A 26400-nucleotide genomic window follows, 5' to 3' on the forward strand; every position below is an offset into this window, starting at 1 on the left:
GCCACGATATCCCGTGGGGCGGACACGGCCGGTCACCTGCCATGCGGTGATCGCGCGCACCGGCCGCGGGGTAGCGTTTCGGGGCAGCTTTGTGCGCGGGGGAGGCCCCGGCTGATCGATCTGGAGGGGACGGCACCGGTGAGCGCGGGACGGGCGGTCGGACTACTGCTGGGCGTGGCTGCGGACGCGGCTCTCGGCGACCCGAAGCGCGGACATCCGGTCGCCGCTTTCGGCAAGGCCGCGCAGGCCGCCGAGCGGCTCCTGCACCGAGACCAGCGCTTCGCCGGGGTGATCTACACCGGCGTGCTGGTCGGCGGGACCGTCGGGCTCGGCGTGGTCGCGCAGCGACTGTCGCAGCGCAGCCCGGTGTTGGAGGCGGCGGCGACCGGCCTGGCGACCTGGGTGGTGCTCGGCGGCGCGTCGCTGGCCGACGAGGGCACCGCGATGGCCCGCCTGCTCGACGCGGGCGAGATCGAAGCGGCCCGCGAGCGGCTGGGCAACCTGTGCGGACGCGACTCGGCCTTGCTCGACGGCCAAGGCCTGGCGCGCGCGACCGTCGAATCCGTGGCGGAGAACACCTCCGACGCCGTAGTCGCCCCGCTGGTGTGGGGCGCGATCGCGGGTGTCCCCGGGCTGCTCGCCTACCGCGCGGCGAACACGCTGGACGCGATGGTGGGTCACCGCTCCGCCCGATACCGCCACTTCGGCTGGGCGTCCGCGCGGCTGGACGACCTGCTCAACCTGGTGCCGTCGCGCCTGGCGGCGGTGCTGACCTCGGCATGCGCGCCGGTGGTCGGTGGCTCGGCCAAGGGCGCGTGGCACACCTGGCGCCGCGACGCCTCGGCGCACCCGAGCCCGAACGCCGGGCAGATCGAGGCGGCCTTCGCCGGAGCGCTCCAGATCCGCCTAGGCGGCCGGACGGTCTACGGCTACGTCGTGGAACAGCGCCCGGTCCTCGGCGAAGGCCGCACGGCCGACGCCGGCGACGTGACCCGGAGCGTCGAGCTGTCCCGAGTCATCGGCACCGTGACGGGCGTCCTGACGGCCGGGTTCGCCCTAGCCCGAGCAATCCGCCGAAACCGCCGCTGACCCCTCCGGCGTCCGTCCGCCCTGTACAACCGCTGGTCGTGCTTCGTAGTCACGGGCCGGGCAGGATGAAAAGGCTCATTGCAACTGTGGATTTCAGTCACGGCTGAACACAGTTTCAATTGAAACTGTAAATCCCACCCACGGCGGATCACAGTTTCAATTGAAACTGTGGTGAGACCAGGCGACGGACGGCTCAGGTCGAGGGTGTCAGCTCTTGGTGGCGTGGTCCTCGGTGTCCTCGGTTGAGGACATTGCTTCGCGTTCGGCTGCTTCTCGTTCGCGACGTTCGTCCTCGGCGATTGCCGCGGCGACCGACCTCTTCTTGCGGCGGGTCGGCTTCTCGGCCGGTTCGGCGTCCGCGGTGTCTGCGTTGTCCGCGTTTTGCCAGGCCGGGCGGGCGCTGGGGCGGAATTCCGAGTAGATCAGGTAGCCGACCGCGATGACCGCCATGATGCCGAAGGCGATCCACTGCAGCGCGTAGGAGAGGTACGGGCCGGACTCCAGGCGGGGCAGAGGCAGGGGCTCGAGGACGCCGGGCTGGTTCTCGTTGAGGGAGAAGTAGCCGGGCCGGATGGCGATGCCGGTGCCTTCGGAGACGGTCTCGGCGTTCACCGCGTACACCCAGCGGTGCCCGTCGTGGTCGAACACCGGTCGGTCCTTGCTGTCGACCTCGTCGCTGCGGACCCGGGCGGTAAGGGTCTGTTCGCCGGGCGGCGGCGCGTCGTAGGCCGGGGCCCGGGTGCCGTCGACCGGGCGGATGTACCCACGGTTGACCAGGACTGCCGTGCCGTCGTCCAGTCGGAACGGGGTCAGCACCTCGAACGCGGGCTCGCCGAGCACGGTTCGCTGCCAGCCCAGCGTTTCGCCTTCGGGTAGGTACTGGCCGTGCAGCAGCACCTGCGACCACTCGGTGCGCCGGTCCGGTGCCTGCCCGGCGGGCAGTACCTCGGCCAGCTGGCGCGGCGGGGAGTCGAAGGACTCGGAGATCGCGTTGTTCCGGGCCTTGGCCTCATCGTTGCGGCTGAACTGCCAGGGGGCCAGCACGGTCAGGCACAGCGTGGTGAAGACCGCGACCAGCGCGATCAGTCCGAGCCAGCCGGGTCGCAACAAGAACTTCAGGCGCACGTCCCTACGGTAACCGAGCTACTCTGACCTGCGGTTTCCGGATGCCATCACCCTGCGGTGAACGACGGCTCGCGCCTGCGTCCTAGCAGGTCAGCCGGTGCCCGATTCCGCTGTGGTCGAAATGTTCGAAGGCGCCTGCTGGTCCCCACGTGAACGCATTCAGTAGTTCTCCGCATCTCCACGACCACTTGTCTGCCCAGAATCCCCGGCAGGAGGTCACCCTGCGAAGGGCTCAGCCTGCTCGGAGGGTCGAGCGGGCTGCGCCGGTGGCTTGGGCTGCGTAGCCGGAGCCGAAGAGGACCGCGTGGACCAGGAGGGGGAACAGCTGGTGGAGGGCGATTCGGTCGCGCCAGCCGTCCGCGAGCGGGTGGGATTCCTGGTAGGCCGCTAGGACGCGGTCCAGGTGCGGGCAGCCGAACAGGTGCAGCATCGCCAGGTCGGTCTCGCGGTGGCCGCCGTGCGCCGCCGGGTCGATGAGCCACGCCTGTTGCTCGGCCCAGTGGACGTTGCCGCTCCACAGGTCGCCGTGCAGGCGCGCGGGCGGTTCGGCTGGCCCGGCCAGATGGTCGATGTTCGAGCAGACCCGCGAGATCACCGCGCCGTCCGCCGCGTTCAGCGTGCCGGAGTCCACTGCCCTCCGGAGGTAGGGCTCGATTCGGTGCTGGGCGTAGAAGGTCGGCCAGTCCGACTCGGGCTCGTTGCGCATCGGCGCGAGGCCGATCCAGGCGTCCGCAGGGCCGCCCGGTGGCGCGGAGCCGAAGGCCGGTGCCCCGGTTGCGTGCAGCTCAGCGAGTCCGCGCCCGAGCTGCTCGGCTGCTGCTGCCGTCGGTGCTGACTCCGCGATGAGCTCGGTGACCAGCCAGCGCTCGGTGCTCCCGAACACCTCGGGCACCGCGACCACGCCGGGTTCGGCGAGCCAGGCCAACGATGCTGCCTCGGCCTCGATGGCGCCGGGCATCGTCGCAGGCGCGGTCTTGGCGAACACCGCCGTGCCGTCGTCGAGGCGCACCGCGAACGCCGCCGCGGTGTCTCCGCCGCCGAGCTGCCGCACCTCCACCGGTGCCCGGCCGGTGATGGCCGCTACCACCGACCTGGCTTCGTCGCGCATCACAGCCGTTCGCGCACCCAGTCGAGCAGGCCGGGCATCGCGGCCTCGACCATGGCCAGCACGTCGTCGAAGCCGTTCGGCCCGCCGTAGTACGGGTCCGGGACCTCGGCACCGTCCTCGGAAGCGGGGTCGAACGAACGCATCAACCGCACCTTCGACGGGTCCTCGGCCAGGCCCCGCACCGCGCGCAGGTGCCCGGCGTCCATCGCCAGCAGCAGGTCCGCGTCCAGGTGGTGGTCGTCGATCTGCGCGGCGACGTGCTCGGTGGGGTAGCCGTTGTCCGCGAGCACCTTCGCGGTTCGCGGGTCGGCCGGTTCCCCGGCGTGCCACGGTCCGGTCCCGGCGCTGGAGACCTCGACCTGCCCGTCCAACCCGGCCCGGCGCAGCTGTTCCCGGAACACCAGCTCGGCCATGGGTGACCGGCAGATGTTGCCGGAGCAGATGAAGGAGATGTGCACGTCCACCGAGGGTACGGACAGCTCGGGTGGCGAGGGCGAAGGGCGCGCGGTCGATGTCGAGTCCTGGTTGGAGCCTGTCCCTGATCCTGGTTTTTTGGTCTTTGATGCGCCGGCAGGCGCCTAGCCCACCCTCGGCGCTTGCACCGCCACGCAGAACGAGTCCGAAGGCAGGCACTTAGACTGCCGTCGATGAGCAGCGGGCACGATCGGGATTTGTTGCGCCACCACGGCGATGTGGACGCCGAGAGCGGGCTGCTCGACTTCGCGGTCAACGTCCGGCTGGACCGCCCGCCGCCGTGGCTCCGCCAACGCCTCGCGGCGGCGCTGGACGGCCTCGGCCGCTACCCGTCGGCCGCCGACGACCTCGCCGCTCGCGCGGCTGCCGCCGCCCGCCACGGCCGCGACGCGGACGAGGTCCTGCTGCTCGCGGGCGCCGCGGAGGGCTTCGCGCTCCTGCCGTCGCTGCGCCCCCGCTTGGCCGCGCTGGTGCATCCGTCGTTCACCGAGCCGGAGCTGGCGCTGCGCACGGCCGGTGTCGAGGTCACCCGGGTCCAGCTGGATCCGGCCGACGGCTACCGGCTGGACGCCGACGCCGTGCCCGAGCAGGCGGACATGGTGGTGCTGGGCAATCCGACCAACCCGACGTCCGTGCTGCACCCGGCAGCGGAGATCAAGCGGCTGCTGCAGCCGGGCCGGATCGTGGTCGTCGACGAGGCGTTCGCCGACACGACGCCGGGCGAGCCGGAGTCGCTGGCGGGCTGCTGTGAACCGGGGCTGCTGGTGCTGCGCAGTCTGACCAAGATGTGGGGCCTGCCCGGGCTGCGCGCCGGGTACGCGCTGGGCGCGCCGGAGCTGCTCGCCGAGCTGGGCCGGACCCGCCCGCACTGGCCGATCAACTCGCTGGTGCTGGAAGCGGTGATCGCCTGCTGCGAGCCGTCCGCGCTGGCCGAGTCGGAGCGGGCCGCGGCCGAGTTCGAGGAGCACCGGGCCGGGCTGGTGACCGAGCTGGCCGCGATCCCGGGGTTGCAGGTCGCCGAGCCCGCGCGGGCGCCGTTCCTGCTGCTGCGGGTGGACGGTGGCGAGCAGGTCCGGGAAGAGCTCCGGGCGCGGGGAGTGGCCGTGCGGCGCGGCGACACCTTCCCCGGCCTGACTGCTGACCACCTCCGGGTCGCGGTGCGCGATCCGGAGCAGAACGCCTTGTTGGTCAAGGCTTTTCGTGATGTTCTGGGATGGGGGTGAACCGGTGGCGGTTCGGATTCGGGATGTGATCGAGGCCCTGGAAGCGGCCTACCCGGTCGGTCTGGCGGAGAGCTGGGACGCGGTCGGTCTGGCGTGCGGTGACCCGGACGCCGTGGTGCAGCGGGTGCTGTTCTGCGTCGACCCGGTCGAGGCCACTGTGGACGAAGCGGTGGGTTTCGGTGCGCAGCTGCTGGTTTCGCACCACCCGCTGCTGCTGCGCGGCGTGCACGGAGTGCCCGCGAACGACCCCAAGGGCCGCATCGTGCACCGGCTGATCCGCGGTGGCATCGGCCTGTACTGCGCGCACACCAACGCCGACAGCGCGGTCCAGGGCGTGTCCGACGCGCTGGCCGAAGCGATCGGCCTGACCGTGACCCGCCCGCTGGCTCCGCACGCCGAAGGTGCGGACACCGGCCTGGGGCGCATCGGCGAGCTGCCCGAGGCCGAGCCGTTCCGCGACTTCGTCGCCCGCGTCGGCCACAACCTGCCGACTACGGCGTGGGGCGTGCGCGGCGCCGGTGACCCGGAGCGCCCGATCCGCACCGTGGCGGTGTGCGGCGGCGCCGGCGACTCGTACCTGGCCACCGCCGCGGCGGCCGGGGTCGATGCCTACGTGACCGCTGACCTGCGGCACCACCCGGCCGGTGAGCACATCTCCCGCGCCGACGTGCCGGGCACCGAGGTGCCTGCGCTGGTCGACGTGGCGCACTGGGCCAGCGAGTGGCCGTGGTGCCAGCAGGCCGCGGACATCGTGGCCGCCGCGCTGCCGGATACAGTCGAAGTCCTCGTTTCCACCCGCCGAACCGACCCGTGGACGCTCCACGCCGGTGCGGCATCAGACCCAGGGAGGGCGCTGGCGTGAAAGCCGACCCCGCCGTGCAACGACGGCTGCTCGATCTCGCGGACGCGGACGCGGAGCTCAACCGCGTTCAGCACCGCCGCCGGTCGCTGCCCGAGCTGGAACTGATCGGCGATGCCGAGCGCGAGGTGCGGACCAAGCGCGACGAGCTGGTGGTTGCCGAGACCGCGTTCACTGACCTGGACCGCGAGGTCAAGCGCCTGGAGAACGAGGTCGAGCAGGTCCGCAAGCGCGAGCAGCGCGACCGCGACCTGATGGCCGCGGGCGCCTCGGCCAAGCAGCTGGAGGACCTCGAGCACGAGCTGCAGACCCTGGCCCGTCGCCAGGGGGTCCTGGAAGACGAGCAGCTCGAGGTCATGGAGCAGCGCGAAGCGCTCGAGACCAACGTGACCAAGTCCCGCGAGGCGCTGACCGAGGCCGAGGGCAAGCTGCGCGAGGTGCAGGAGCGCCGCGACGAAGCCCTCGCCGGGTTCGAGTCCTCGCAGGCCCGGCTCCAGGGCGAGCGCGACCTGATCGCCAGGGGACTGCCGGAGAACCTCCTCGCGCTCTACGACCGCATCCGCGCGAAGGGCGGTGTCGCGGCCGGGCTGCTGCAGGGCGCCCGGTGCGGTGCGTGCCGGATCGAGCTGGATCGCTCGGCGCTGAACGAGGTGCGCGAGGCGGCGGCCGACGACGTGGTCCGGTGCGAGGAGTGCGGCGCGATCATGGTGCGCGCCGGGGAGTCTGCGTGATCTCGGCCGTGCTGGTCGAGGCGGACGGCGGTTCGCGCGGCAACCCCGGTCCCGCGGGCTGCGGGGCCGTGGTGCGCGACGCCGCCTCCGGCGCGGTGCTGGCGGAACGCTCGATCGGTCTGGGCGTCACGACCAACAACGTCGCCGAGTACCAGGGCCTGATCGCCGGGCTGCGCGCGGCGGCCGAGCTGGGCGCCGCCGAGGTCGACGTGCGGATGGACTCCAAGCTGGTCATCGAGCAGATGGCCGGCCGCTGGAAGGTCAAGCACGCGAACCTGCAGCCGCTTGCCGAGGAGGCTCGCGGCCTGGTCGCCGGGTTCGGGCGGGTGAGCTTCGAGTGGATCCCGCGCGCGGAGAACTCGCACGCGGACCGGCTGGCAAACGAGGCGATGGACCAGCAGGAGGGCGGCTCGCCCAAGTCCGAGGAACCCGCGTCGAGCGCTCGCACCCGGCCGGCTGGCTGGCTCGGCGCCAACGGCACGCCCACGCGGATGTTACTGCTCAGGCACGGCCAGACCCCGATGTCGGTGGAACGGCGCTACTCCGGGCGCGGCGATGTCTCGCTGACCGAGCTGGGGGAGCGGCAGGTGCGCGCGGCGGGCAAGCGGCTGGCCGCGATGGACGGGGTGATCACCCCGGACGGCGTGGCCCCGGTGATCGCGTCGCCGCTGACCCGCACCCGGCAGACCGCGCAGGCGATCGTCGACGCGACAGGCAGCGAGCTGCACTTCCACGATGGTCTGCTGGAGACCGATTTCGGCGAGTGGGAGGGCCTGTCCTTCAAGGAGGCCTCCGAGCAGTTCCCGCAGCTGCACGGCAAGTGGCTCGGCGACCCGAGCGTCGTGCCGCCCGGCGGGGAGAGCCTCAACTCGGTCTACCAGCGGGTTCAGGCGGCCCGCGACGACCTGGTGACGCGCTACGCGGGCCGCACGATCATCGTGGTCAGCCACGTGACCCCGATCAAGTCGCTGCTCCGCCTCGGTCTGGGCGTGGGACCGGAGATGTTCTACAGCCTCCACCTGGACCTGGCCTCGCTGTCCATCGTGGAGTTCTACCCGGACGGCCACTCCTCCGTCCGCCTGGTCAACGACATCTCCCACTGGCAGTAGACCCCCTCGTTCCACCGCAATTTCCATTGAGGTCTTTCCAGGCTCGTTTTGCGTGGCGGTGCGGGTGGCGGAACCTCAGACGTCGCCTGGCTGCGGGATCCCGTTTTTATGTATGTCCAATACACGGCGAACGGGCTGTTCTCGCCAGGCGGCGTCTGAGAACCCGCGGTGGTGCCGGTTGCGGGGGTGGGCTATGCGCCTGCGGCGCATGCGACCCGCGACGCTCGGTGGCGGTCGTGCTTCGCGGTCACCAGCCGGACAGGATGAAACAACCCCATTGAAATCGCACGTCTGATTTCAATGGAAATTGCGGTGATCCGTGTGCTGGACCGCCGGTATGGACCATTGACACCTGTGACTTGGGTTACTAGCGTCCCTGAAACCGTATGGGAAGTTAACGGTTAGGGGTGCTGGTGGCTCGGGACGCAGGCGCAGGGCGGGACGGCAGTCCTCGGTTGCTGCGGGAGATCAACGATCGGGCTGCGATCGAGGCGATGCTGCGGCGCGGTGCGCTCACCCGGGCCGAACTCGAAGCTGTCATTGGACTTTCGAAGCCCGCTACCGTCTCGCTGCTGGCCCGGCTGGAGAAGGCCGGGATGGTGCGGCGCGGCGAGATGCGCGGTGGGAATCGCGGTCCGGCTGCGCAGATGTGGTCGGTCAACGGCGATCTCGGGCATGTCGCGGGCGTCAGCCTGACTCCTGATGAGGTCGACGTGGTGATCGCCGACATCACCGGCGAAGTTCGCGTGGAGCACCGCGGTGCTCTGCCGTCCGGTGCTGGTGCGCCCGAGGCTTTCGCCGCGGCGATGGTCGAGGCCGCCGGGCGCATCGGATTGCGCACTGATCAGCTGGCCAAGGTCGTCGTCGGCGCGCAGGGTGGCGTGGACCCGGCGACCGGTCATCTCGGTTTCGCCCCGCACCTGCCCGGTTGGGAGGGCTTCGACGTGCCTGGCAGGCTGCGCGAGTCGCTGGGAACCGATGTCCTCGTCGACAACGACGTCAACCTCGTTGCGCTGGTGGAGATGACCACCGGTCGTGCTCGTGACGTCCGCGACTTCGTGCTCGTCTGGTTCGGCGACGGGCTCGGCGCGGCGGTGGTGATCGACCGCGTCCTGCACCGCGGCGCCACCGGTGGTGCCGGCGAGATCGACTGGATCCGGGTGCCCGACCGGGCTCATCAGGACACCGGCGTCGACCGGACCGGCGACCGCCTGGGCCGGCTCCTCAGCTACCGCTCGATCAACAAGCTCGCCCGCGCGCACGGGATCAATGCCCGCAACGCCGTCGCTGCGGTCCAGGAAGCCCGCACCGGTGGTCCTGCCGGACAGGAGTTCCTGGCGGACCTGGCACGCCGGGTGGCCACCGGTGTCGCTGGCGTGGTCAGCGTCCTGGACCCCGAACTCGTGCTGCTGACCGCTGAGATCGCGAAGGTCGGCGGCCCGGAACTCACGAACTTGGTGACCGGGGAACTGCACCGCCTGGTGGTGCCGCGAACCCCCGTCGAACTCGCGCAGTGCACCGACGACGCGGTGCGCGCGGGTGCGCTGCAAGTCGCTCTCGGGATGGCTCGGGAGCAGCTCTTCGGACTGCCCGTCACGGCGGTGGGAGTCCGGTCTATCCCGCACGACCAAGTCGAGTAGGAGGCGCGATGAGATCGAGGTTCCCCGCCCGCGCGAGCAGACGCGGGCTGTTAGCCCTCGCGACCGCGGCGGCCGCCCTGGTGGCCGCATCCTGCACCGCGGGGTCCACATCGGACGGTCCGCAACCCGCGCCGGGCCCCGACGAGCAGGTCACCATCACCGTGTCCAGCCAGTTCACCGACCGCGAGCTGGACGTGCTCAACCAGGTCCTCGACGGATTCCACGCCCAGCACCCCAACATCACCATCAACAGCCAGGGCAACCAGGACGACGACAAGATCACCCAGGCCATCCGCGGCGGCAACCCGCCGGACGTGGCGATCTCGGCGGAGACCATCAACCTCGGCCAGTTCTGCTCCAGCGGCGCCTGGCAGGACCTCGGCCCCTACCTGCAGCGCGACCGGGTCGATCTGAACCAGATCGTCGAGGTGTCCCAGAAGTACACGGAGTTCGACGGCCAGCGCTGCGCGATGCCGCTGCTGGCCGACGTCTACGGCCTCTTCTACAACACCGACGCCTTCGCCCGCGCGGGCATCACCCAGCCGCCGAAGACCATGTCAGAGCTGACAGACATGGCCAAGCGCCTCACCGAGTTCAACCCGGACGGCTCGATCAAGGTCGCCGGCTTCCTGCCGGTGCTGGGCTCGCAGGCCAACCACCCGTGGAACTGGGCGCCGCACTTCGGCGCGGAGTGGATGGACCAGCAGGGCAAGTCGGCGCTGGGCCAGGACCCGGCCTGGCAGGAGATGTACCGGTGGCAGCAGGAGCTCGTCGACTTCTACGGCTGGGACAAGCTGGTGCAGTTCACCTCCGGGCTCGGCCAGCAGTACTCCGCCGACAACGCCTTCCAGAGCGGCAAGATCGCGATGATGATCGACGGTGAGTACCGCACCGGCTTCATCGAGGAAACCTCGCCGGACCTGCGCTACGCCACTGCGCCGTTCCCGGTCGCCGATGGCGAACCCGAGCTCTACGGGACCGGATTCGTCACCGGCACCATCATCGGCATCCCGCGCGGCGCGGAGAACTCCGGCGCGGCCTGGGAACTGGTCCGCTACCTGACCACCGACACGAATGCGCTGGTGGAGCTGGCCAACGGTCTGAAGAACGTGCCGACCACGACCGAAGCGCTGCACGACCCGCGGGTGGAGACCACCGAGCAGTACCAGACCTTCCTCGACCTGTTCGACAACCCGCAGCTGGTGCCCAGCCCGCCGAGCCCGAACGGCAGCGCCTACATGAAGTCCACTGAGGACTTCTCGGTGAAGTGGCAGAGCGGTCAGGTCGGCGACCTGGGTGCCGCGCTGCGGGAGCTGGACGGCCAGATCGACGCGGCCAAGGCGCTCGGCGGCAACTGATGTCCGTGACGCTCGAGCGCGCGGCCCGCGCCCGCAGAACGCGTCGCCGCTTGCAGGTGCTGGCCTTCATGTCGCCGTGGATCATCGGGTTCACCGTGTTCTTCGCGTACCCGCTGCTGGCCACCGGCTACTTCTCGTTCACCGGGTACGACCTGCTCAGCCCGCCGCAGTGGGTGGGCCTGCGCAACTACGCCTACCTGCTGTTCGGCGACCCGGTGGTGCGCATCGCGGCCGCCAACACGCTGTGGCTGGTGGCGGTCCTCACCGTGCTGCGCGTGGTGTTCGCCCTCGGGGTGGCGGCGGTGATCGCCCGGCTGCGCCGCGGGGTCGGACTGGTCCGCACGCTGTGCTACCTGCCCGCACTGGCCCCGCCGGTCGCCGCCACGCTCGCGTTCACCTTCCTGTTCAACCCCGGAACCGGGCCGGTGAACGGGCTGCTCGGCCTGCTGGGCATCGACGGGCCGCTGTGGTTCAACGACCCGGCGTGGGCCAAACCGGCGCTGACGCTGCTGACGTTGTGGGGCAGCGGCGAGCTGATGATCATCATGCTGGCCGCGCTGCTGGACGTGCCGCAGGAGCTGCACGAGGCGGCGGCGCTGGACGGCGCCGGTCCGGTCAGCCGCTTCCGCCACGTCACGATCCCGTCGATCGCGCCAGTGCTGCTGTTCGGCGTGGTCAACTCGATCATCTTCTCGCTGCAGTACTTCACACAGGCGGTGGTGGCCGGCTCGGTGGCCTCCGGGCAGGCCGAGGTGGTGGGCAGCAGCAGGGTCCTGGGCTATCCGGACAACGCGACGCTGACCTTCCCGGCCTGGCTCTACCAGCAGGGATTCCACTACTACAACATGGGTTACGCCGCGGCGATGGCCGTCGTGCTGTTCGCGTTCTCGCTCGGCTTCACCGCCCTGCTGATCCGCCGGATGCGCGGCGGCACCAACGCCGAGGAGGTGGGCTGAGTGGCCGCCGTGCTGAGTCCCAATCGCGCTGATTTCGTGCGGTACCGCCGAAATCACCAGTTGAACTGGATCGCGGTGCACAGCCTCGGGCTCGCGCTCGGGGTGATGTTCCTGCTGCCGCTGGTGTTCGTGTTCCTCACCGCGGTGATGTCCGACCAGCAGGCGCTGACCGCGAACCTGTGGCCGCAGGAGTGGCACTGGGAGAACTTCGCCCAGGTCTTCGTCCAGGCGCCGATGCTGCGATTCCTGCTCAACAGCCTGCTGTACTCGGTGCTGGCCACCGCGTTCATGCTGATCTCCAGCATCCCGGTGGCCTACGCGCTGGCCAAGCTGCGCTGGCGCGGTCGCGGTGCGTCGTTCGTGCTGGTGATCGCGGCGATGATGCTGCCGCCGCAGGTGACCGCGGTGCCGCTGTACATCCTGTGGACCCGCTTCGAGCTCACCGGCACGTTGTGGCCGCTGATCATCCCGAACCTGTTCGGCGACGCCTTCAGCATCTTCCTGCTGCGGCAGTTCTTCCTGACGATCCCGAGGTCCTATGTGGACGCAGCGAAGGTGGACGGCTGCTCGGAGTTCACCGCGATGCTGCGGATCGTGCTGCCGATGGCCCGGCCGGGCATCGCGGCCGCGGCGATGTTCTGCTTCCTCTACACCTGGAACGACTTCTTCGGCCCGCTGCTCTACGCCGGGGAGAACCAGCAGTCCTGGACGCTGTCGGTCGGGCTGGCCTCGTTCCGCGGCATGCACCGCGTGGAGTGGAACCTGACGATGGCCGCCACGGTCCTGGTCATGCTGCCGGTCATCGTGCTCTTCCTGTTCGCCCAACGCGCTTTCGTCCGCGGCATCACCTTCACCGGAGTCAAGGGGTGACCATGAAACTGACGGTGGTGGGCGGTGGCTCCACCTACACGCCCGAACTGATCGACGGACTGGCCCGGCGCCGCGAACCGGCGATCGAGGAGATCGTGCTGGTCGACCCGGACGCCGAACGGCTGGCCGTGGTGGCCGACTTCAGCCGCCGACTCCTGCGTGAGGCCGGCCATCCGGCGCGGCTGCGCACGACGTCCGACGTGGTCGAGGCGGCGACCGGTGCTTCGGCGGTCCTGCTGCAGCTGCGCGTCGGTGGTCAGCAGGCGCGGTACGGCGACGAGACGTTCCCGCTGGACTGCGGCTGCATCGGCCAGGAGACCACTGGCGCGGGAGGTTTGGCCAAGGCACTGCGCACGGTGCCCGTGGTGCTCGACATCGCCGAGCGCGTGCGGGAGGTCGCGCCGCAGGCGTGGATCGTCAACTTCACCAACCCGGTCGGCATCGTGACCCGTGCGCTGCTCGGCGAAGGGCATCGTGCGGTGGGACTGTGCAACGTCGCGATCACCTTCAGCCGCTGGGTCGCGCAACTCCTCGACGCCATGCCGGATTCGGTGCAGCTGGAGCACACCGGGCTCAACCACCTGACCTGGGTGCGTGGTGTGCAGGTCGAGGGCCGGGACGTCCTGCCGGATCTGCTCGGCGAGCACGCCGAGGCGATGTCGGAGCACATCGGGCTGCCGCCGGAGTTGTTCCGGCGGCTGGGAGCGGTGCCGTCGTACTACCTGAAGTACTTCTACGCGCACAACGAAGTGCTTGCCCAGCAACGGAAATCGCCACCTCGGGCAACGGTGGTCGCCGACGTGGAACGGGCCCTGCTCAAGCGCTACGCCGATCCCGCGCTCAAGACCAAGCCGGAGGAGCTGTCCAAGCGCGGCGGCGCCTACTACTCGGAGGCGGCAGTGCAGCTCGTGCACTCGTTGACCTCCGGGGGACCGGAGGAGCACGTCGTGAACGTGCGCAACGACGGTGCGCTCCCGTTCCTGCCGGACGACATGGTGGTCGAGACGAACTCCACTGTGGACTCCGACGGCGCCCGACCGCTCCCGGTGCGACCGGTGGAGCCTGCGCTGGCCGGGCTGATCGGCCACGTCGCGGGCTACGAGCAGCTGGCGCTGGACGCGGCGCTGCGCGGCGGCCGGGACCGGGTCGCCGACGCGCTGCTCGCGCACCCGCTGATCGGCCAGCACGCGATCGCCGACCGGCTGGCCGACGAGCTCGTGCAGCGCAACGCCCAGTTCCTGCCGTGGGCCCGATGAAGCCCGCGGTGCTGGCCATCGACGGCGGCAACAGCAAGACCGACGTCCTGCTCATCGCCGCCGACGGCTCGGTGCTGGCCTCGGTGCGCGGCGCCGGAGCGTCGCCGCAGCACGTCGGCGTCCAGCGCTGCATGGACGCCCTCGCCGAACTCGCCGTCGAGGCCACCGCCCGGGCCGGGCTGCCTTCGGGCCCGCCGTTCGCCCAGCACACCGCGGCCTGCCTGGCCGGGGCGGACCTGCCGCGCGAGGAGGACGAGCTGCGCCGGGCCATGGCCGAACGCGGCTGGTCGGAGACGCTGTCGGTGGACAACGACACCTTCGCGCTGCTGCGCGCCGGAACCGACGACGGAGTCGGGGTGGCGGTGGTGTGCGGAGCCGGGATCAACAGCGTCGGAGTCGCCGCCGACGGCCGCACCTCCCGCTTCCCGGCGATCGGCCGGATCTCCGGGGACTGGGGCGGCGGGGCCTTCCTCGGTCAGGAAGCCCTGTGGTGGGCGGTGCGGGCGGAAGACGGCCGCGGTGTGCCGACTGAACTGCTGCCCGCCGTCGTGGCCCACTTCGGGATGCGCAGCGCGGCCGAGGTCGTCGAGGCGCTGCACTTCGGCGAACTGCACCGGGACGTGCTGCACGAGCTGTGCCCGCTGCTGTTCGAGGTCGCCGAGGCCGGGGACGCGGTCGCCACCGAACTCGTCGACCGGCAGGCCGAGGAGATCGGGCTGCTGGCCGCGGTGTCCCTGCGTCGGCTGGACCTCCTCAACGCGCCGACGGTCGTCCTCGGCGGCGGAGTGCTGGCCGGAGCCGGGCGGCGGCTGCTGCCCGACATCCGGCGCCGGTGCGCGAAGGTCGCCCCCGAAGTGCAGGTCCGCCTGGTCGAAGCGCCCCCGGTGATCGGCGCCGGGCTGCTCGGCCTGGACCGCATCGGCGCCGAGCGAGCCGCGCGGGACCGCCTGAGCCGAGCCGACCTGGCCGGGGCCGGACCTCGACGTGCGCCCGAAGCGTTCTAGACTTGACGGTGCGGATGAGTCGGCTGGGTGACCGCGGCGGGAGCGATCCCGTCGAGGAAAGTCCGGACTCCACAGGGCAGGGTGGTTGCTAACGGCAACCCGGGGCGACCCGCGGGACAGTGCCACAGAAAGCAGACCGCCCGGCGGACACCGCCGGGTAAGGGTGAAACGGTGGTGTAAGAGACCACCAGCACCCCGGGTGACCGGGGTGGCTAGGTAAACCCCACCCGGAGCAAGGCCAAGAGGACGCCCCACCAGGCGTCTGCGCGAACGATCGAGGGCGGCCCGCCCGAGTTCGCGGGTAGGCCGCACGAGCCCGTCGGCAACGGCGAGCCAAGATGGATGGTCACCGACTGGGAAGGCCGCAAGGCCCCCAAGAACAGAATCCGGCTTAAAGGCCGACTCATCCGCCCCTTCTTGTTTGTCTTGTGGCGGTGCGGGTAGCGGAACCTCAGCGCCCGCCCGGACTGCGGGTGCCCAACTTCATGCATCCCAATGCACGGCGGCCGCTCGTCTCGCTGCTCGTGGTTCGGTCTGGGGATTGTTTTGCCTGGTCATGGCCCGTGAGTCTTTTTGGGCTGTCATAGCAGGCCGAAGAACTCACGGGCATCAACCGATCTGAACGGGTTCGGGTGGGGTGGATCGGTGGTTTCGGGGTAGGGGCCCGGTTTTCGGGGTTTGCGAACTTGGTCGCCCCTGGGGATCTTGGTTAGCTCGGAAGGGTTAATCTGTTGCTGCGCGCGGTGGGTGGTTTGTGAATTTCCTCATCGTGTTCGCTCGGATGCGGAAGGTGGCGGCGTTGGGTTCTTGACATCGGGGCGATCGATGTCGGACCGCCGCATCGTCCTCGCCGAACCTGCAACGCCGCACCGGTTTTTCGCCACCCCGTAGGCGCACCTCTCTTTTCGCGCGCGGTCGGAACGCGCGCTGATCCCCCTCTTTTTCGGAGCAAGCATGACGAGATTCGCGGCGCCCAGCGCCGGGGAGCACGACGAGATACCGGCCGGGACCACCGCCGGTCCGCGACCGGCCGGACGTCCGTTCCGGGACGCCATGGCATGGCTGATCGGTGGGCTTTCACTGCTGATCACCACGTTGTTCCTGGTGGTGAATCTGGCCTACAACCAGTGGAACTTCATCCCGCCGGTCGACGACGCCTACATCCACCTGCAGTACGCGCGCCAGATCGGCTCCGGGCACTTCCTGCAGTACAACACCGGCGACCCGATCAGCACCGGCGCGAGCAGCCTGCTCTACGTGCTGATCCTCGGCGGCGTCTACGCGCTGGGCGTGACGGGCTCGGCCTTCCTGCCGTTCGCGATGTTCTTCGGCGCGCTGTGCCTGGCGCTGACCGCCGCGCTGACCTACCGCCTCGGCACCCGGCTGGCCGGCCGCGGCGTCGGTATCAGCGCCGGACTGCTGGTCGCGCTGAGCGGTCCATTGTCCTGGGGCGCCACCAGCGGCATGGAGATCGCGTTCGTCGCCTTCCTGCTCGTGGCCCTGCTGCTGGTGTTCACCGGTGAGCGTGCGGAGAACCGCTTCCGGTGGACTCCCGTGGTCGCGGTGGCCGCGGCTCTGACCCGGACCGAACTGCTGGTGTTCGCCTGTGTGCTCGGCCTGGCGATGATCTGGCACGTCGTCGCGCACGCGCGCGGCACCCGCGCCCCGTGGCCACGCGTGCTCGGCCGGATCCTGTGGATCGGCCTGCCGGCGTACGCCGCCGCTGCTCAGTTCGCCTTCTACCGGATCGCGACCGGTTCGGCGGAGCAGAACGGCGTGCTGGCCAAGTCGCTGCTGCACCTGCCCGCGGTGTACCCGCTGGAAGTCGCGGACAAGGTGCTCAGCAATTTCCGCATCTTCCTGACCGCGCTCACCGGATTGTCCACGCAGGACTACGTCTTCCCCGGTGCGCTGCTGCTCGCGGTCCTCGGCGTGTTCGGCCTGTTCCGCCGCGCTCCGCAGTGGCGTGGCCTGGCGCTGGCCGTTGGCATCGGTGTGGTGCTGGTGCTGGCGTCGGTCTCCACGCAGGAGGTCGCCGACGTCCACCACATGCGTTACGTGCAGCCGCTGCTGCCGGTCCTGCTGCTGTTCAGCGTCATCGGGATCCACTCCGCGGCGCAGCTGTTCCCGACCGCGCGGCGTGCCGTGCTGGTCGGCGGCGTCGTGGTGGCGCTGCTGTTCAGCGCCTCCCAGCTGCCGGCCTGGAGCCTGCGGCAGGCCCAGCAGGCCGCCGGCATCCGGGACCAGCAGGTCACCATCAGCCACTGGATCAAGGGCCACCTGCCGCCGGATGCCAAGGTCGCGGTCAACGACGTCGGAGCCCCCGCCTACTTCTCCGACCGCTACGTCGTCGACCTGATCGGCCTGGCCACCACCGGGTTGACCACCCCGAGCCGACACGGTCCCGGCAGCCTCTACGAGGAGCTGAAGCGGCTGCCCGAGCAGCGCCGGCCGGACTACTTCGTCATCTTCGACTCGTGGAGCGTGCACGGCCTCGGCGAAGGAGGCCTGTTCGGTCGCGAACTGATCACCTTCGAGTTGAAGTCGCCGCAGTTCTCGCACACCACGCTCGGCGGCGAGTCCGCCTGCCAGGCGGCGCGGACCTGCAACAAGGTGACCGTTTACGAGGCCGACTGGAACTCGCTGGACTCCGGCGACCAGCCGCTGCAGCAGCCGACCGGGCAGATCCGCGACCGCCTCAACATCGCCGACCTGCGCGACGAGGAACGGCACGACTACCAGGTCATCCCGGCACACCAGGGATTCCAGCCGCGGACCCATCTCCGCACGGTCACCGGCCCGGACGGCGGGGACGTGGTGGACAGCGGTCGGCACGTCGTCGGCGGCGAGTCGTTCACCTTCCACGATCTGGTCCCGAACCAGGAGCTGACGATCCTCGGCCGGATCGACCCGACCGAACCGCAAGACGGCGAACCGACCGGATCCCGCGCTGTGCAGGTCCGGGCGAACGACGAGCTCGTCGGTACCTGGCACTTCGACGCCGACGCGCGGGGCTGGGCCGAGACCACCTTCACCATCCCGGCGGAGCTGGTCACCGAGCCGACGCTGACCGTCGAACTCGGCCCGCTCCAGGATTTCCTCGGCCCGTACCCGGACTACTCGTCCTACACCTACTGGGCCGTGCAGTGAGCGCCTGATTTGCGGAGATCCCACGACGAACGCCCCGGCCGGTGGTCGGGGCGTTCGTTGGTCTGTCCGATCGTGGCTGGTGGATCGTCCACTGTGTACTTCGGGGTTCGCTCCGAGGATGGGGCTGCCCGTCGGTCGCTGTACACGAGCCGCTACGCTGAGGCAGGGCGTCTTGATCAACTCATCCCGAATCTGGGCCACGACTTCACATTCGCGTGATCCGGTCGGGTGCATCATGACGCGATGTGCGGAAATCCACTGGATGACCGAGTTGTGCACGGTGCGTTACGAAGGGGTTCGCAAGCGGGTGAACAGCCACGAGATTCCAGTTGGGAACCGGCCAGGTGAGCGCATTTTTCCCGGTGGTAAACCGAAAGCGGCATCCCCGAACGGCCTATTCGCGGCGTGACGGCGCTTCGTCGGCAACACCGCTTCCGCCACACCGGAACTCGCAACCACTACTTCTGGTGACCATGTCATGTTCTACTCGTACCTGCGTGCCGGATCATTCCCGGCGCGCTGAGGTACCGGCCCGACGACACTCCGCGCACTCAGGGGTAAAGAGATGATCGCCACGTCGCTGGACACACTGGCGCAAATGAACGTACTGGCGCAGCAGACGGAACTGGGCACAGAAGGCATTCAGGGCTGGATCCTCGACAACCTGCTCCCACTGCTGCTGCTGACCGTCGCGATCCTCCTGCTCTGGCTGGGTGGCGGCAAGGGTGACAACGCCGGCGTGATGCGTCGTCTCGGTGGTGTCGTCGTCGCGCTCGCCATAGTCGGACTCGCGGTCACCAACGCAGGTGTGGACATCGGCACGTTCATCGCCAGCCTGTTCAGCACTGGGGGCTGACCAGTGCGAATACGCACCGACGACGAGATCTACCGGGTTGACGCGGTCTGGCTCGGGCCGCCCAATGCGACTTTCCCGTGGCGGGCTCGCTACGTCGCCTGGGGCGTGGGAATCGTCGTGTTCCTGATCGTGCTCGCCATCGAACGCCGGATGAACATCGGCTTCGGCTTCTTCTCCACTGCGTGGGCGGTAATCATCACGATCGTCGTGACCAAGATCGTCTGCTCGAAGATCGGGCACGAGCGACCGCTGGGCGCGGTGATGGCGATGTGGATGCGCGAACTCACCGCCCCCCGGGAGAAGGCGTCCGGGGAGGGCGGTGCGGCCAGCGCCGCGCGGATCAGGGTGCGCACCGAGCGTCCGCACCCGAAGCAGAAGGCCCCACGCCGCAAGGCCCCGAAGCAGCAGGCCCAACGCGGCCACCCCCAGCGGCAGCAGCGGACCGCCCGGTCGAAACCGGCGGCCCGCAGCACGGTTCCCAGCAGGCGCGCGCGTAGCAAGGAGGTTCGCGGTGTTCGGTCGCCGGCGAGGCCGTGAGCGCAACATGCAACAAGTTCCGGGTCCCCGCGGTTCGCACGGCAAGGTCCGCAGCGCCAAGGGCAATCCCGGCAAACGCGGCCGGACCCCGGGTGCCGAGCAGTCGATCCCGACCTACACGCCGTCCATCGCGGCGAGGTCCATCGACGGCCACCTGCTGCGCACCGGTCAAGACGTGTTCGCCTGGTACCGGCTCTCCCCGCAGCGCTGGTCGTTCCGCTCGGACTCCCAGCGCCAGGACCTGATCGCCGCGATCGCCGGCCAGTACGCCGAGCTGCAGGGCCGCTGGATGCACCTGCGCGTGACCAACCGGCCCTACCCGATCCGGATGTGGGCCGAAGCGCACGTGCACAACTCGCGCAACCCCGTCCCGGACACCCCCGGCGCGCTGAGCTTCGACGACTACATGGTCGGCGAGCAGCAGCAGCTGATGGGCCGCTCCATGGCGGAGAAGGAAGTCTACCTGGGGGTCCAGGTGCAGACCCGCAACGTGGTGGACCGCGCCGTCGAGCGCGCCGCCCCGCTGCTGCGCAAGGTGTTCCCGGAAGCGGTGGACGCCGAACTCATCGCGCTGGACAGCGAGATCGAGCACCTCGACCAGGTCATCGGCTCGGCCGGGCTGGACGGACGTCCGGTGACCGCCGAGGAGATCTCCTGGCTGATGCACCGCTCGTGCTCGCTGGGCCTGCCCGCGCCGCGCAACCTGCCCGCGGTGCCCGGTGCGCCGTGGGAGCCCGAGGACCTCGCGTCGTTCACCGACGCCTCCGACATGCACCAGGACCCGTACGCGCCGACGGTGACCGTCCGCGGCCGCACCGGGTCCAACGCGGGCGTCACCCGACACCTCGCGGTGCTCACCGTCGGGCAGAGCCACGGCCTGCAGATCCCCGAGATCGACGACCCGTGGATGCAGCACTCCGACCGGATGCCCGCGCCCGTGGAGTGGTCCGCGCGGATCTACGTGCGCCGCCCCGAGGACGTGGGCGGTGAGCTGCAGCGCCAGATGAACAAGGTGCGCTCGCAGGTCCGGCACTACACCGAGGAGCACGGCCTCGAGCCGCCGACCTCGCTGGCCCGCCAGGCCAACCGGGTGCTCGAGGTCGACGACGAGATGACCTCCGGGTTCACCGCGCTGGCCACCCGCGTCAAGTCCTGGTGGCGGCTCGCGGTGTCCGGTCCGACCGAGCGCGACGCGCTGCGCCTGGCCCAGCAGATCCTCGACCTGTACAAGCCGAAGATCGCCATCGAACACCCCGAAGCGCAGTACGCGATGGCCCGCGAGTTCATCCCGGGCGAGCCGCTGGCCAACAGCGCCTACCTGCGCCGCGGATCGGTGGTGTGGGCGGCTTCGGCGGTTCCGCAGGCCACCGCGGAGGTCGGCGACCGGCGCGGCATCCTGCTCGGCGAGACCTGCACCGCCACCCGGCGCCCGGTCGCCTGGGACCCGTGGATGGCGCAGGAAGTCCGGGACGCCTCCGGCCTGACAGCCATCGTCGCTGGTTTGGGCGGCGGGAAGTCCTTTCTGGGCGGCGGCACCGTCTACAAGACGTTGCGGTCCGGGGCCAACTGGACGCTGCTGGACCCGTCGGGTCCGCTGGCCGCGCTGTGCGAGCTGCCCGAGCTGAAGCCCTACGCGCGACCGATCAACCTGCTCAACGCCCAGCCCGGCATCCTCAACCCGTACCGGGTGGTCGCCGAGCCGGAGCTCGAGCACTTCGTCGACGAGGACGACCCGGAGCGCAGCTGGCGACGCGAGCGCGCGCTGGCCGCCGCCACCCGGCGTCGCCTCGTGCTCGACGTGCTGACCGGCCTGCTGCCCTACGAGGTGGCGCGCCTGCCGCAGACCCGGATCGTGCTGCTGCGCGCGGTCCGCGCGGTCGGTGGTCGCCCCGATGCGCACCCGGGCATGGTCTTCGAGGCGCTGCGCCGCGACGCCAGCGAGCACCACGAGCACGCCGTCGTGGTCGCCGACTTCCTGGACGAGATCCGGGAGCGGATGTCGCTGCTGATCCCGGAGGCCAACGCCGACCCGTACTCCGAGCGCCGCGAGGACCGGCTCACCGTGCTGACCATGGCGGGGCTGGCGCTGCCCAAGGACGGCGTGGGGCGGGAGCACTGGACCGACGCTGAAGCCCTCGGCGTGGAGATGCTCAACCTGGCTGCCTGGTTGACCCAGCGGTCGATCTACGAGCGGCCCAAGAACGAGCGCAAGGGCGTCTGGATCGACGAGGCGTTCTTCCTCTCCGAGGTGCCGACCGGTCGCGTGCTGATGAACCGGTTCGCCCGAGACTCCCGCAAGTGGAACGTCCGAGTCCTGCTGTCCAGCCAGATTCCGGACGACTTCCTGCGCATCCAGGGCTTCGTGTCGCTGCTGGACTCGGTGTTCATCGGACGTCTGGACGACGAGAACGCCCAGGCCGACGCGCTGCGCCTGCTCAAGGTGCCGGTCGGCGCCGGGTACGAGCAGGTGGTGGCCGCCCTCGGTCGCCGGCCCGGTCCGGCGCGCAACAGCACGGAGCGGGACCGCTCGCCGCGGCAGTTCATCTTCGGCGACGGCGCGGGCGGTGTGGAGAAGATCCGCATCGACTTCTCCGGCCCGCACCTGGAGCACCTGCGCAACGTCCTGGACACCACGCCGACTGCGGACGAGGCCGTGAAACCGCGGGCGCTGCAACCGGCCGCCGGCGCGAACTCCGATTCCGCCGCGCCCGTGATGAGGCCTACCGCGGACTACGCGGAAGACCTCGAGGAGACCTTCGACGAGTTCGAGCTCGAAAGCGTCGGCATCGGATATGGCGAGGACGGCAGCGACCACTCGACCCCCGTGGGCGAGCGGGGTGGGGAAGACGCCCGGTGAGCGGCGCGTTGTTGGCGGTCGCTCTGGCCGCGGTGCTCGTCGTGCTGCTCCGGCGGCGCCGCAAGCGCCCTAGGAGCGCGAAGCGCCGGGCGTTCGCGGTGGTCGCCGGACTGATCGCGATCCAGGCGCTGATCGGTGCCCCGGCCTTCGGCCAGCCCTTCGACTGCAAGGAAGCACCCAACCCGGAGCGCCCAGGCTCCGGCATGGTCGGCGCGCTGGACCCCGGCTCGCTCGGCACCGGTTACCCGGGCAGCCCCTACAACGAGGTCGGCTACTCGGGTCTGGTCTGGCACACCTACGACCTCGGCTGCGGTCCGCAGGGCGTGACCAACCCGAACGCCGTGGTCGACACCTGGGTCGGCAACGAGCTGTTCAACGTCGCCAAGAACCTCGTCGGCGCAACCAACGGTCTGCACTACGCCCTGCTGACCGGGAACCTGCTCGCGCCGCTGGACGAGTTGGTCGCCACTGGCACCATCGCGCTCTACGACAGCGTGTTCACCCCGTGGTTCGGGCTGGTCGCGTTGGTGCTGGCGATAGTGCTGTTCCGCTACATCTGGACGGGCGACCTCGCCTCGATCGGCAAGCGAGCCATGTGGGCGCTGGCCGGTCTCTGGTTCGCCTCCGCGACCTACCTGACGCCGCTGGTCTACACGCACGCGCTCGACGACATCCTGATCACCGGCACTTCGGCGGTGCAGGCTGGGTTCTTGCAGGAAGTGGGCGTCGACGAGCGACATGCGCTGCCGACGCTGCTGCACGACCAGGTCATCTACCGCAACTGGCTACGCGGGGAGTTCGGCACTCCCGACTCGCCGCAGGCCAACGAACTCGGCCGTGACCTGCTGAGAGCCCAGTCGTGGACCCGGCAGGAGGTCAACGACGGGGCCGACGCCGGTTCGGCGGAGCCGAAGAAGCAGCAGTTCCAGGACGTCGCAGGTCGGCTGAGCGGCACGAGCTCCTACGGCTACTTCCAGGGCATCGACGGCAGCCGCGTCGGCGCCGGGATGCTGGCCATGGTGCAGGCCTTTGCCTACGCCTCGTTCCAGCTGTTGGCCAAGGCGACGATCCTGCTCGCGCAGGTGCTGCTGCGGGTGCTGATCCTGGCCGGGCCGCTGATCGGTCTGGTCGCGTTGCTCTACCACCAGGTGCTGCGCACCATCGGCCGCGTGGCCGGGGCGGCGGTGCTCAACGTGGTCATGATCGCGGCGATGGCCGGACTGCACACCCTGATCCTGACCTGGATCTTCGACCCGCCGCGCGGGTTCTCCGCGCTGACCCAGATCCTGCTGGCCGCGCTGGTGACGGCCGTGTTCCTGATGGTCGCCAAGCCGGTCCGGCGGATCGGGCAGATGGTCGAGCTGTCGGTGGGCACCGTCGGCCGAGCGGTGCCGCGCCCACCGCAGGGCATCTTCTCGCGCTTCCGGCGGGGGCGGCCTCAGGACGACGAGACCGGCAACTTCTGGGAGCGGGCGCGGGGCATGGATCCGGACGCGGAGTACGCCGAGTCCGGAGCGACACCGCGACAGAGCTGGCGCGCTCGCCCAGAAGCGCAGCACCCGTCGTCGGTCGCGGCCACCGCGCATCGGCTGGACCGCGAGACGCCCGCGGTGGCGGGCCCGCCGAGCGCGGCGCTGCCCAGCGGCGCGGCGGCGCGCCGACCTGGCGGAATGCCCGCGCTGCCCGAGGCCCGGACCACCAGTCGTGTCGTCGACACCAATCCGGTGGCGGAAGCCAAGTGGGACGGCATCGACGAGGACCCGGTGCTGATCCCGTCCCGCACGACCGGTTCCCCGATCTTCGGGCAGCCGGAACCCCAAGGTCCGCGCCGCGCCGAGAAGGAGGTCGTGGCGGGCCGCCCGGTGTACGTGCTCTACCGCCCCTCCCGCGGCCTGGAAGTCGCCGATGGATGAGGGGATGATCAACAGGGCAACGGTGTCCCGAACTCGTGAGGGGCACCGCCGCTTCGAGGACAGCCGGAAGAAGGGGGCCTGATGCCGATCCGGACGCACCGCGGACGAGCCGCGGTGTACCGCAGGTTGTGGGGCTGGCCGCTGCGCTCTCCCAAGCACCTGGCTGCAGCGGTGATCACGGTCGCCGCGGTGGCGATGGTGATCGGCTTCCTGCTCCCCAAACCGCCGCCGAGCCAGTACGTCGCGGAGACGTCCACCAGCCGGCCGCCAGCGCATTCCGCGGTGGTGCCACCGAGCCCCACCAAGGCCCCGCCGACGATCTCGGTGCCCGCTGCCCCGCCCGCGCAGGTCTCCCCTGACCCGGCCGGGCTGGCCGTCGTCGAGGAGTGGGGCAGGGCGTGGGTCGATCACCCCGTCGGCGTCGACCGGCAGGCGTGGCTGGACAAGCTGCGCCCCTTCACCACCGACGAGTTCATCACCGAGATGGAATCGGTGGACCCGGCCAACGCGGCCAACGTGATCACCGGTGCGCCCACGTCGATCAGCGCGACCGAAGGCGTGATGGTGGTGCGCCTGCCCACCGACATCGGAGTGCTCCAGATAACCGTGAATCGGACGGCCGCCGGTTGGCGCGTGGCCCAGTACGACGAGGAAGGTTGACATGCGGAAGCTCGTGGTTGCGTTCGTCGTGCTCGCGGGTTTCGCAGGTCTGATCGGCGTTGGCGCGATGACCATGCTGCTGTCCGGTGGTGGCGGCCGTGCGAACTGGTCCAGCTGCAGCTCGGACCTCGGTCCGTGGGGCGACGGCGCGGAGCGCGGTGCGAGCGATGCCGCGACGCTGTCCCAGGAGTCGATCGGGATCGTCCAGCGCATCATCGAGATCGGTCAGCAGCGCGGGCTGCCGCCGCGGGCCTGGCAGATCGCGATCCAGGCGGGCAAGACCGAGTCGAACCTGACCAACGTCTCCTACGGCGACCGGGACTCGCTGGGCATCTTCCAGATGCGGCCGTCGATGGGCTGGGGCAGCGCGCAGCAGGTCACCGACGTGGACTACGCGATCAACAAGTTCTACGACGTGCTGCTGGAGGTGCCCGGCTGGGAGGACATGCGGCCTGGCACCGCGGCCCAGAAGGTGGAGCGCTCGGCGTTCCCGCTGCGCTACCACAAGTGGGAACCGATGGCCGCGCACCTGGTCAGCGTGCAGGGCGACGTCTCCGGCATCAGCGGCTGCGACGACCTGCCGAGCGCGGGCGTGCTGGCCGGCCAGGCGATCCAGTTCGCGAACGCGCAGCTCGGCAAGCCCTACGTGTGGGGCGCGGCCGGGCCGGACTCCTTCGACTGCTCGGGCCTGACCCAGCAGGCGTGGAAGGCCGCCGGGGTGGAGATCCCGAAGTACTCGCAGACGCAGTACTTCCAGGGCGGCGTGCACGTGCCGCTGAACCAGGCGCAGCCCGGTGACCTGGTCTTCTGGGGTACCGGCCGGGACCCGCACGGCATCCACCACGTGGCTCTGTACCTGGGCGACGAGCAGGTCCTGCAGGCGCCGCAACCAGGCGAAGCGGTCGAGATCGAGAAGCTGTGGGACGGCGGCGAACTGCTGCCGTACGTGGTCCGCCCAGCGGCCGACACGCCACCCCAGGAGGCCGCTGTTCCTGCCGGAGATGGTCAACGTTAGGTAAGAATGACGGCGGCCTGCTGACGTTGAGAGCGCATGGTCGGCGCGGCGGGGGCCTGGGGACCCGTCGGGGCGCCACCCGCCCGCGCGACTTCTCGGAAAGGGTGCACGATGTTCACGCCAGATCCGATTCCGCGGCCGTCCGGTCCGCCCGCGTCGAGCACACCGCTCGCCGACTACCTCGCTCAGCCGCGTCCGGGGGCGGACCCCGGTTACGCGGTGCTGCCGCGGTCGCTGGCCGAGGCGATGCCGCTGCCGTGGCAGCAGCAGATGAAGAACCTGCTCGCCGAGTTCCACCAGGCCTTCGGGCACCTGCAGTGGCCGGTCTACCGGGTCGTGCCGTCGCGCTACGAGCGGCTGGTGGACCTCGACGACGACCAGCTCGCCGAGGTCGGCTGCACCGTGGAAGTCGACGACAACGGTGAGCTCGAGTACCGGATGCGCGACGGGCGCCGGGTCGACAACCCGGAGACCCACCAGGTCCTGGTGTCGTGCCTGGATCCGATTCCGAAGCAGGACCCGGGCGGCTGGCAGCCGACCCCGGCCGCCCCGCCACCGCCCGCGTGGTGACGGCGTTCGGACATCCCGGTTGAGTCGGAGCCGGGCGCGT

22 protein-coding genes and 1 other RNA gene are annotated in these 26400 nt (G+C 70.2%); 20 read left to right on the forward strand and 3 right to left on the reverse strand.

From position 1 onward, the window contains the following. Nucleotides 1–138 precede the first annotated feature (138 nt). On the forward strand, nt 139–1089 hold the full coding sequence (locus tag ACWCO2_RS15985; protein ID WP_450128484.1) for a cobalamin biosynthesis protein: 951 nt from the start codon (nt 139–141) through the stop codon (nt 1087–1089). 207 nt (nt 1090–1296) lie between these two features. Here the strand turns inward: ACWCO2_RS15985 and ACWCO2_RS15990 are convergent, their stop codons facing one another. The 3 genes from ACWCO2_RS15990 to ACWCO2_RS16000 all read right to left on the reverse strand — a co-directional run bounded on the left by ACWCO2_RS15990 (nt 1297) and on the right by ACWCO2_RS16000 (nt 3780). Next, complete coding sequence (locus tag ACWCO2_RS15990; RefSeq protein WP_450128485.1) at nt 1297–2214, reverse strand: SURF1 family cytochrome oxidase biogenesis protein; 918 nt, start codon at nt 2212–2214, stop codon at nt 1297–1299. A gap of 232 nt (nt 2215–2446) precedes the next feature. After that, on the reverse strand, nt 2447–3322 hold the full coding sequence (locus ACWCO2_RS15995; RefSeq protein WP_450128486.1) for a fructosamine kinase family protein: 876 nt from the start codon (nt 3320–3322) through the stop codon (nt 2447–2449). Then, entirely contained in the window at nt 3322–3780 is a 459-nt protein-coding gene (locus tag ACWCO2_RS16000) for a low molecular weight protein-tyrosine-phosphatase (RefSeq protein ID WP_450128487.1), read from the reverse strand. The genes ACWCO2_RS15995 and ACWCO2_RS16000 overlap by 1 nt, the downstream gene beginning before the upstream one ends. Nucleotides 3781–3969: 189 nt before the next feature. Here ACWCO2_RS16000 and cobC point away from each other — a divergent pair, with 189 nt between their 5' ends. The 19 genes from cobC (at nt 3970) to ACWCO2_RS16095 (ending at nt 26360) form a co-directional block, all read left to right on the forward strand. Further along, complete coding sequence (gene cobC / locus ACWCO2_RS16005; RefSeq protein ID WP_450128488.1) at nt 3970–5019, forward strand: Rv2231c family pyridoxal phosphate-dependent protein CobC; 1050 nt, start codon at nt 3970–3972, stop codon at nt 5017–5019. Further along, complete coding sequence (locus ACWCO2_RS16010) at nt 5000–5881, forward strand: Nif3-like dinuclear metal center hexameric protein (protein ID WP_450128489.1); 882 nt, start codon at nt 5000–5002, stop codon at nt 5879–5881. The genes cobC and ACWCO2_RS16010 overlap by 20 nt, the downstream gene beginning before the upstream one ends. Beyond that, nucleotides 5878–6609: a zinc ribbon domain-containing protein gene (locus ACWCO2_RS16015; RefSeq protein ID WP_450128490.1), complete on the forward strand. Its 732-nt coding sequence runs from the start codon at nt 5878–5880 to the stop codon at nt 6607–6609. The genes ACWCO2_RS16010 and ACWCO2_RS16015 overlap by 4 nt, the downstream gene beginning before the upstream one ends. Beyond that, a complete protein-coding gene (locus tag ACWCO2_RS16020) occupies nt 6606–7718 on the forward strand; it encodes a bifunctional RNase H/acid phosphatase (RefSeq protein ID WP_450128491.1) in 1113 nt (370 codons plus the stop codon). The genes ACWCO2_RS16015 and ACWCO2_RS16020 overlap by 4 nt, the downstream gene beginning before the upstream one ends. 413 nt (nt 7719–8131) lie before the next feature. Then, complete coding sequence (locus ACWCO2_RS16025; RefSeq protein WP_450128492.1) at nt 8132–9358, forward strand: ROK family transcriptional regulator; 1227 nt, start codon at nt 8132–8134, stop codon at nt 9356–9358. 8 nt (nt 9359–9366) lie between these two features. Next, nucleotides 9367–10716 (forward strand): extracellular solute-binding protein, encoded by a 1350-nt coding sequence (locus ACWCO2_RS16030; RefSeq protein WP_450128493.1) that lies wholly within the window; start codon nt 9367–9369, stop codon nt 10714–10716. Further along, nucleotides 10716–11672 (forward strand): carbohydrate ABC transporter permease, encoded by a 957-nt coding sequence (locus ACWCO2_RS16035; protein WP_450128494.1) that lies wholly within the window; start codon nt 10716–10718, stop codon nt 11670–11672. Before ACWCO2_RS16030 ends, ACWCO2_RS16035 begins: the two co-directional genes overlap by 1 nt. After that, nucleotides 11673–12542, forward strand: a complete 870-nt coding sequence (locus tag ACWCO2_RS16040) for a carbohydrate ABC transporter permease (protein ID WP_450128495.1) — start codon at nt 11673–11675, stop codon at nt 12540–12542. 2 nt (nt 12543–12544) lie between these two features. After that, a complete protein-coding gene (locus ACWCO2_RS16045) occupies nt 12545–13798 on the forward strand; it encodes a 6-phospho-beta-glucosidase (RefSeq protein WP_450128526.1) in 1254 nt (417 codons plus the stop codon). Then, on the forward strand, nt 13795–14802 hold the full coding sequence (locus ACWCO2_RS16050) for an N-acetylglucosamine kinase (RefSeq protein WP_450128496.1): 1008 nt from the start codon (nt 13795–13797) through the stop codon (nt 14800–14802). The genes ACWCO2_RS16045 and ACWCO2_RS16050 overlap by 4 nt, the downstream gene beginning before the upstream one ends. Nucleotides 14803–14817: 15 nt before the next feature. Further along, nucleotides 14818–15212, forward strand: an RNA gene (gene rnpB / locus ACWCO2_RS16055) — RNase P RNA component class A. 544 nt (nt 15213–15756) lie between these two features. After that, nucleotides 15757–17952, forward strand: coding sequence for a hypothetical protein (locus ACWCO2_RS16060; protein ID WP_450128497.1), 2196 nt, complete (start codon nt 15757–15759; stop codon nt 17950–17952). A gap of 565 nt (nt 17953–18517) precedes the next feature. Next, nucleotides 18518–18808, forward strand: a complete 291-nt coding sequence (locus tag ACWCO2_RS16065) for a hypothetical protein (protein ID WP_450128498.1) — start codon at nt 18518–18520, stop codon at nt 18806–18808. A 3-nt stretch (nt 18809–18811) separates the two neighbouring features. Then, on the forward strand, nt 18812–19345 hold the full coding sequence (locus ACWCO2_RS16070) for a hypothetical protein (protein ID WP_450128499.1): 534 nt from the start codon (nt 18812–18814) through the stop codon (nt 19343–19345). Continuing rightward, nucleotides 19320–22202 (forward strand): ATP-binding protein, encoded by a 2883-nt coding sequence (locus ACWCO2_RS16075; RefSeq protein ID WP_450128500.1) that lies wholly within the window; start codon nt 19320–19322, stop codon nt 22200–22202. The genes ACWCO2_RS16070 and ACWCO2_RS16075 overlap by 26 nt, the downstream gene beginning before the upstream one ends. Next, complete coding sequence (locus tag ACWCO2_RS16080; protein ID WP_450128501.1) at nt 22199–24115, forward strand: hypothetical protein; 1917 nt, start codon at nt 22199–22201, stop codon at nt 24113–24115. Before ACWCO2_RS16075 ends, ACWCO2_RS16080 begins: the two co-directional genes overlap by 4 nt. 81 nt (nt 24116–24196) lie before the next feature. Continuing rightward, nucleotides 24197–24775, forward strand: coding sequence for a hypothetical protein (locus tag ACWCO2_RS16085; RefSeq protein ID WP_450128502.1), 579 nt, complete (start codon nt 24197–24199; stop codon nt 24773–24775). 1 nt (nt 24776) lies between these two features. Next, nucleotides 24777–25790, forward strand: a complete 1014-nt coding sequence (locus tag ACWCO2_RS16090) for a C40 family peptidase (protein ID WP_450128503.1) — start codon at nt 24777–24779, stop codon at nt 25788–25790. A gap of 111 nt (nt 25791–25901) precedes the next feature. Further along, a complete protein-coding gene (locus ACWCO2_RS16095; RefSeq protein ID WP_450128504.1) occupies nt 25902–26360 on the forward strand; it encodes a hypothetical protein in 459 nt (152 codons plus the stop codon). Nucleotides 26361–26400 lie beyond the last annotated feature (40 nt).

The organism is Saccharopolyspora sp. NPDC002376, assembly GCF_053593195.1.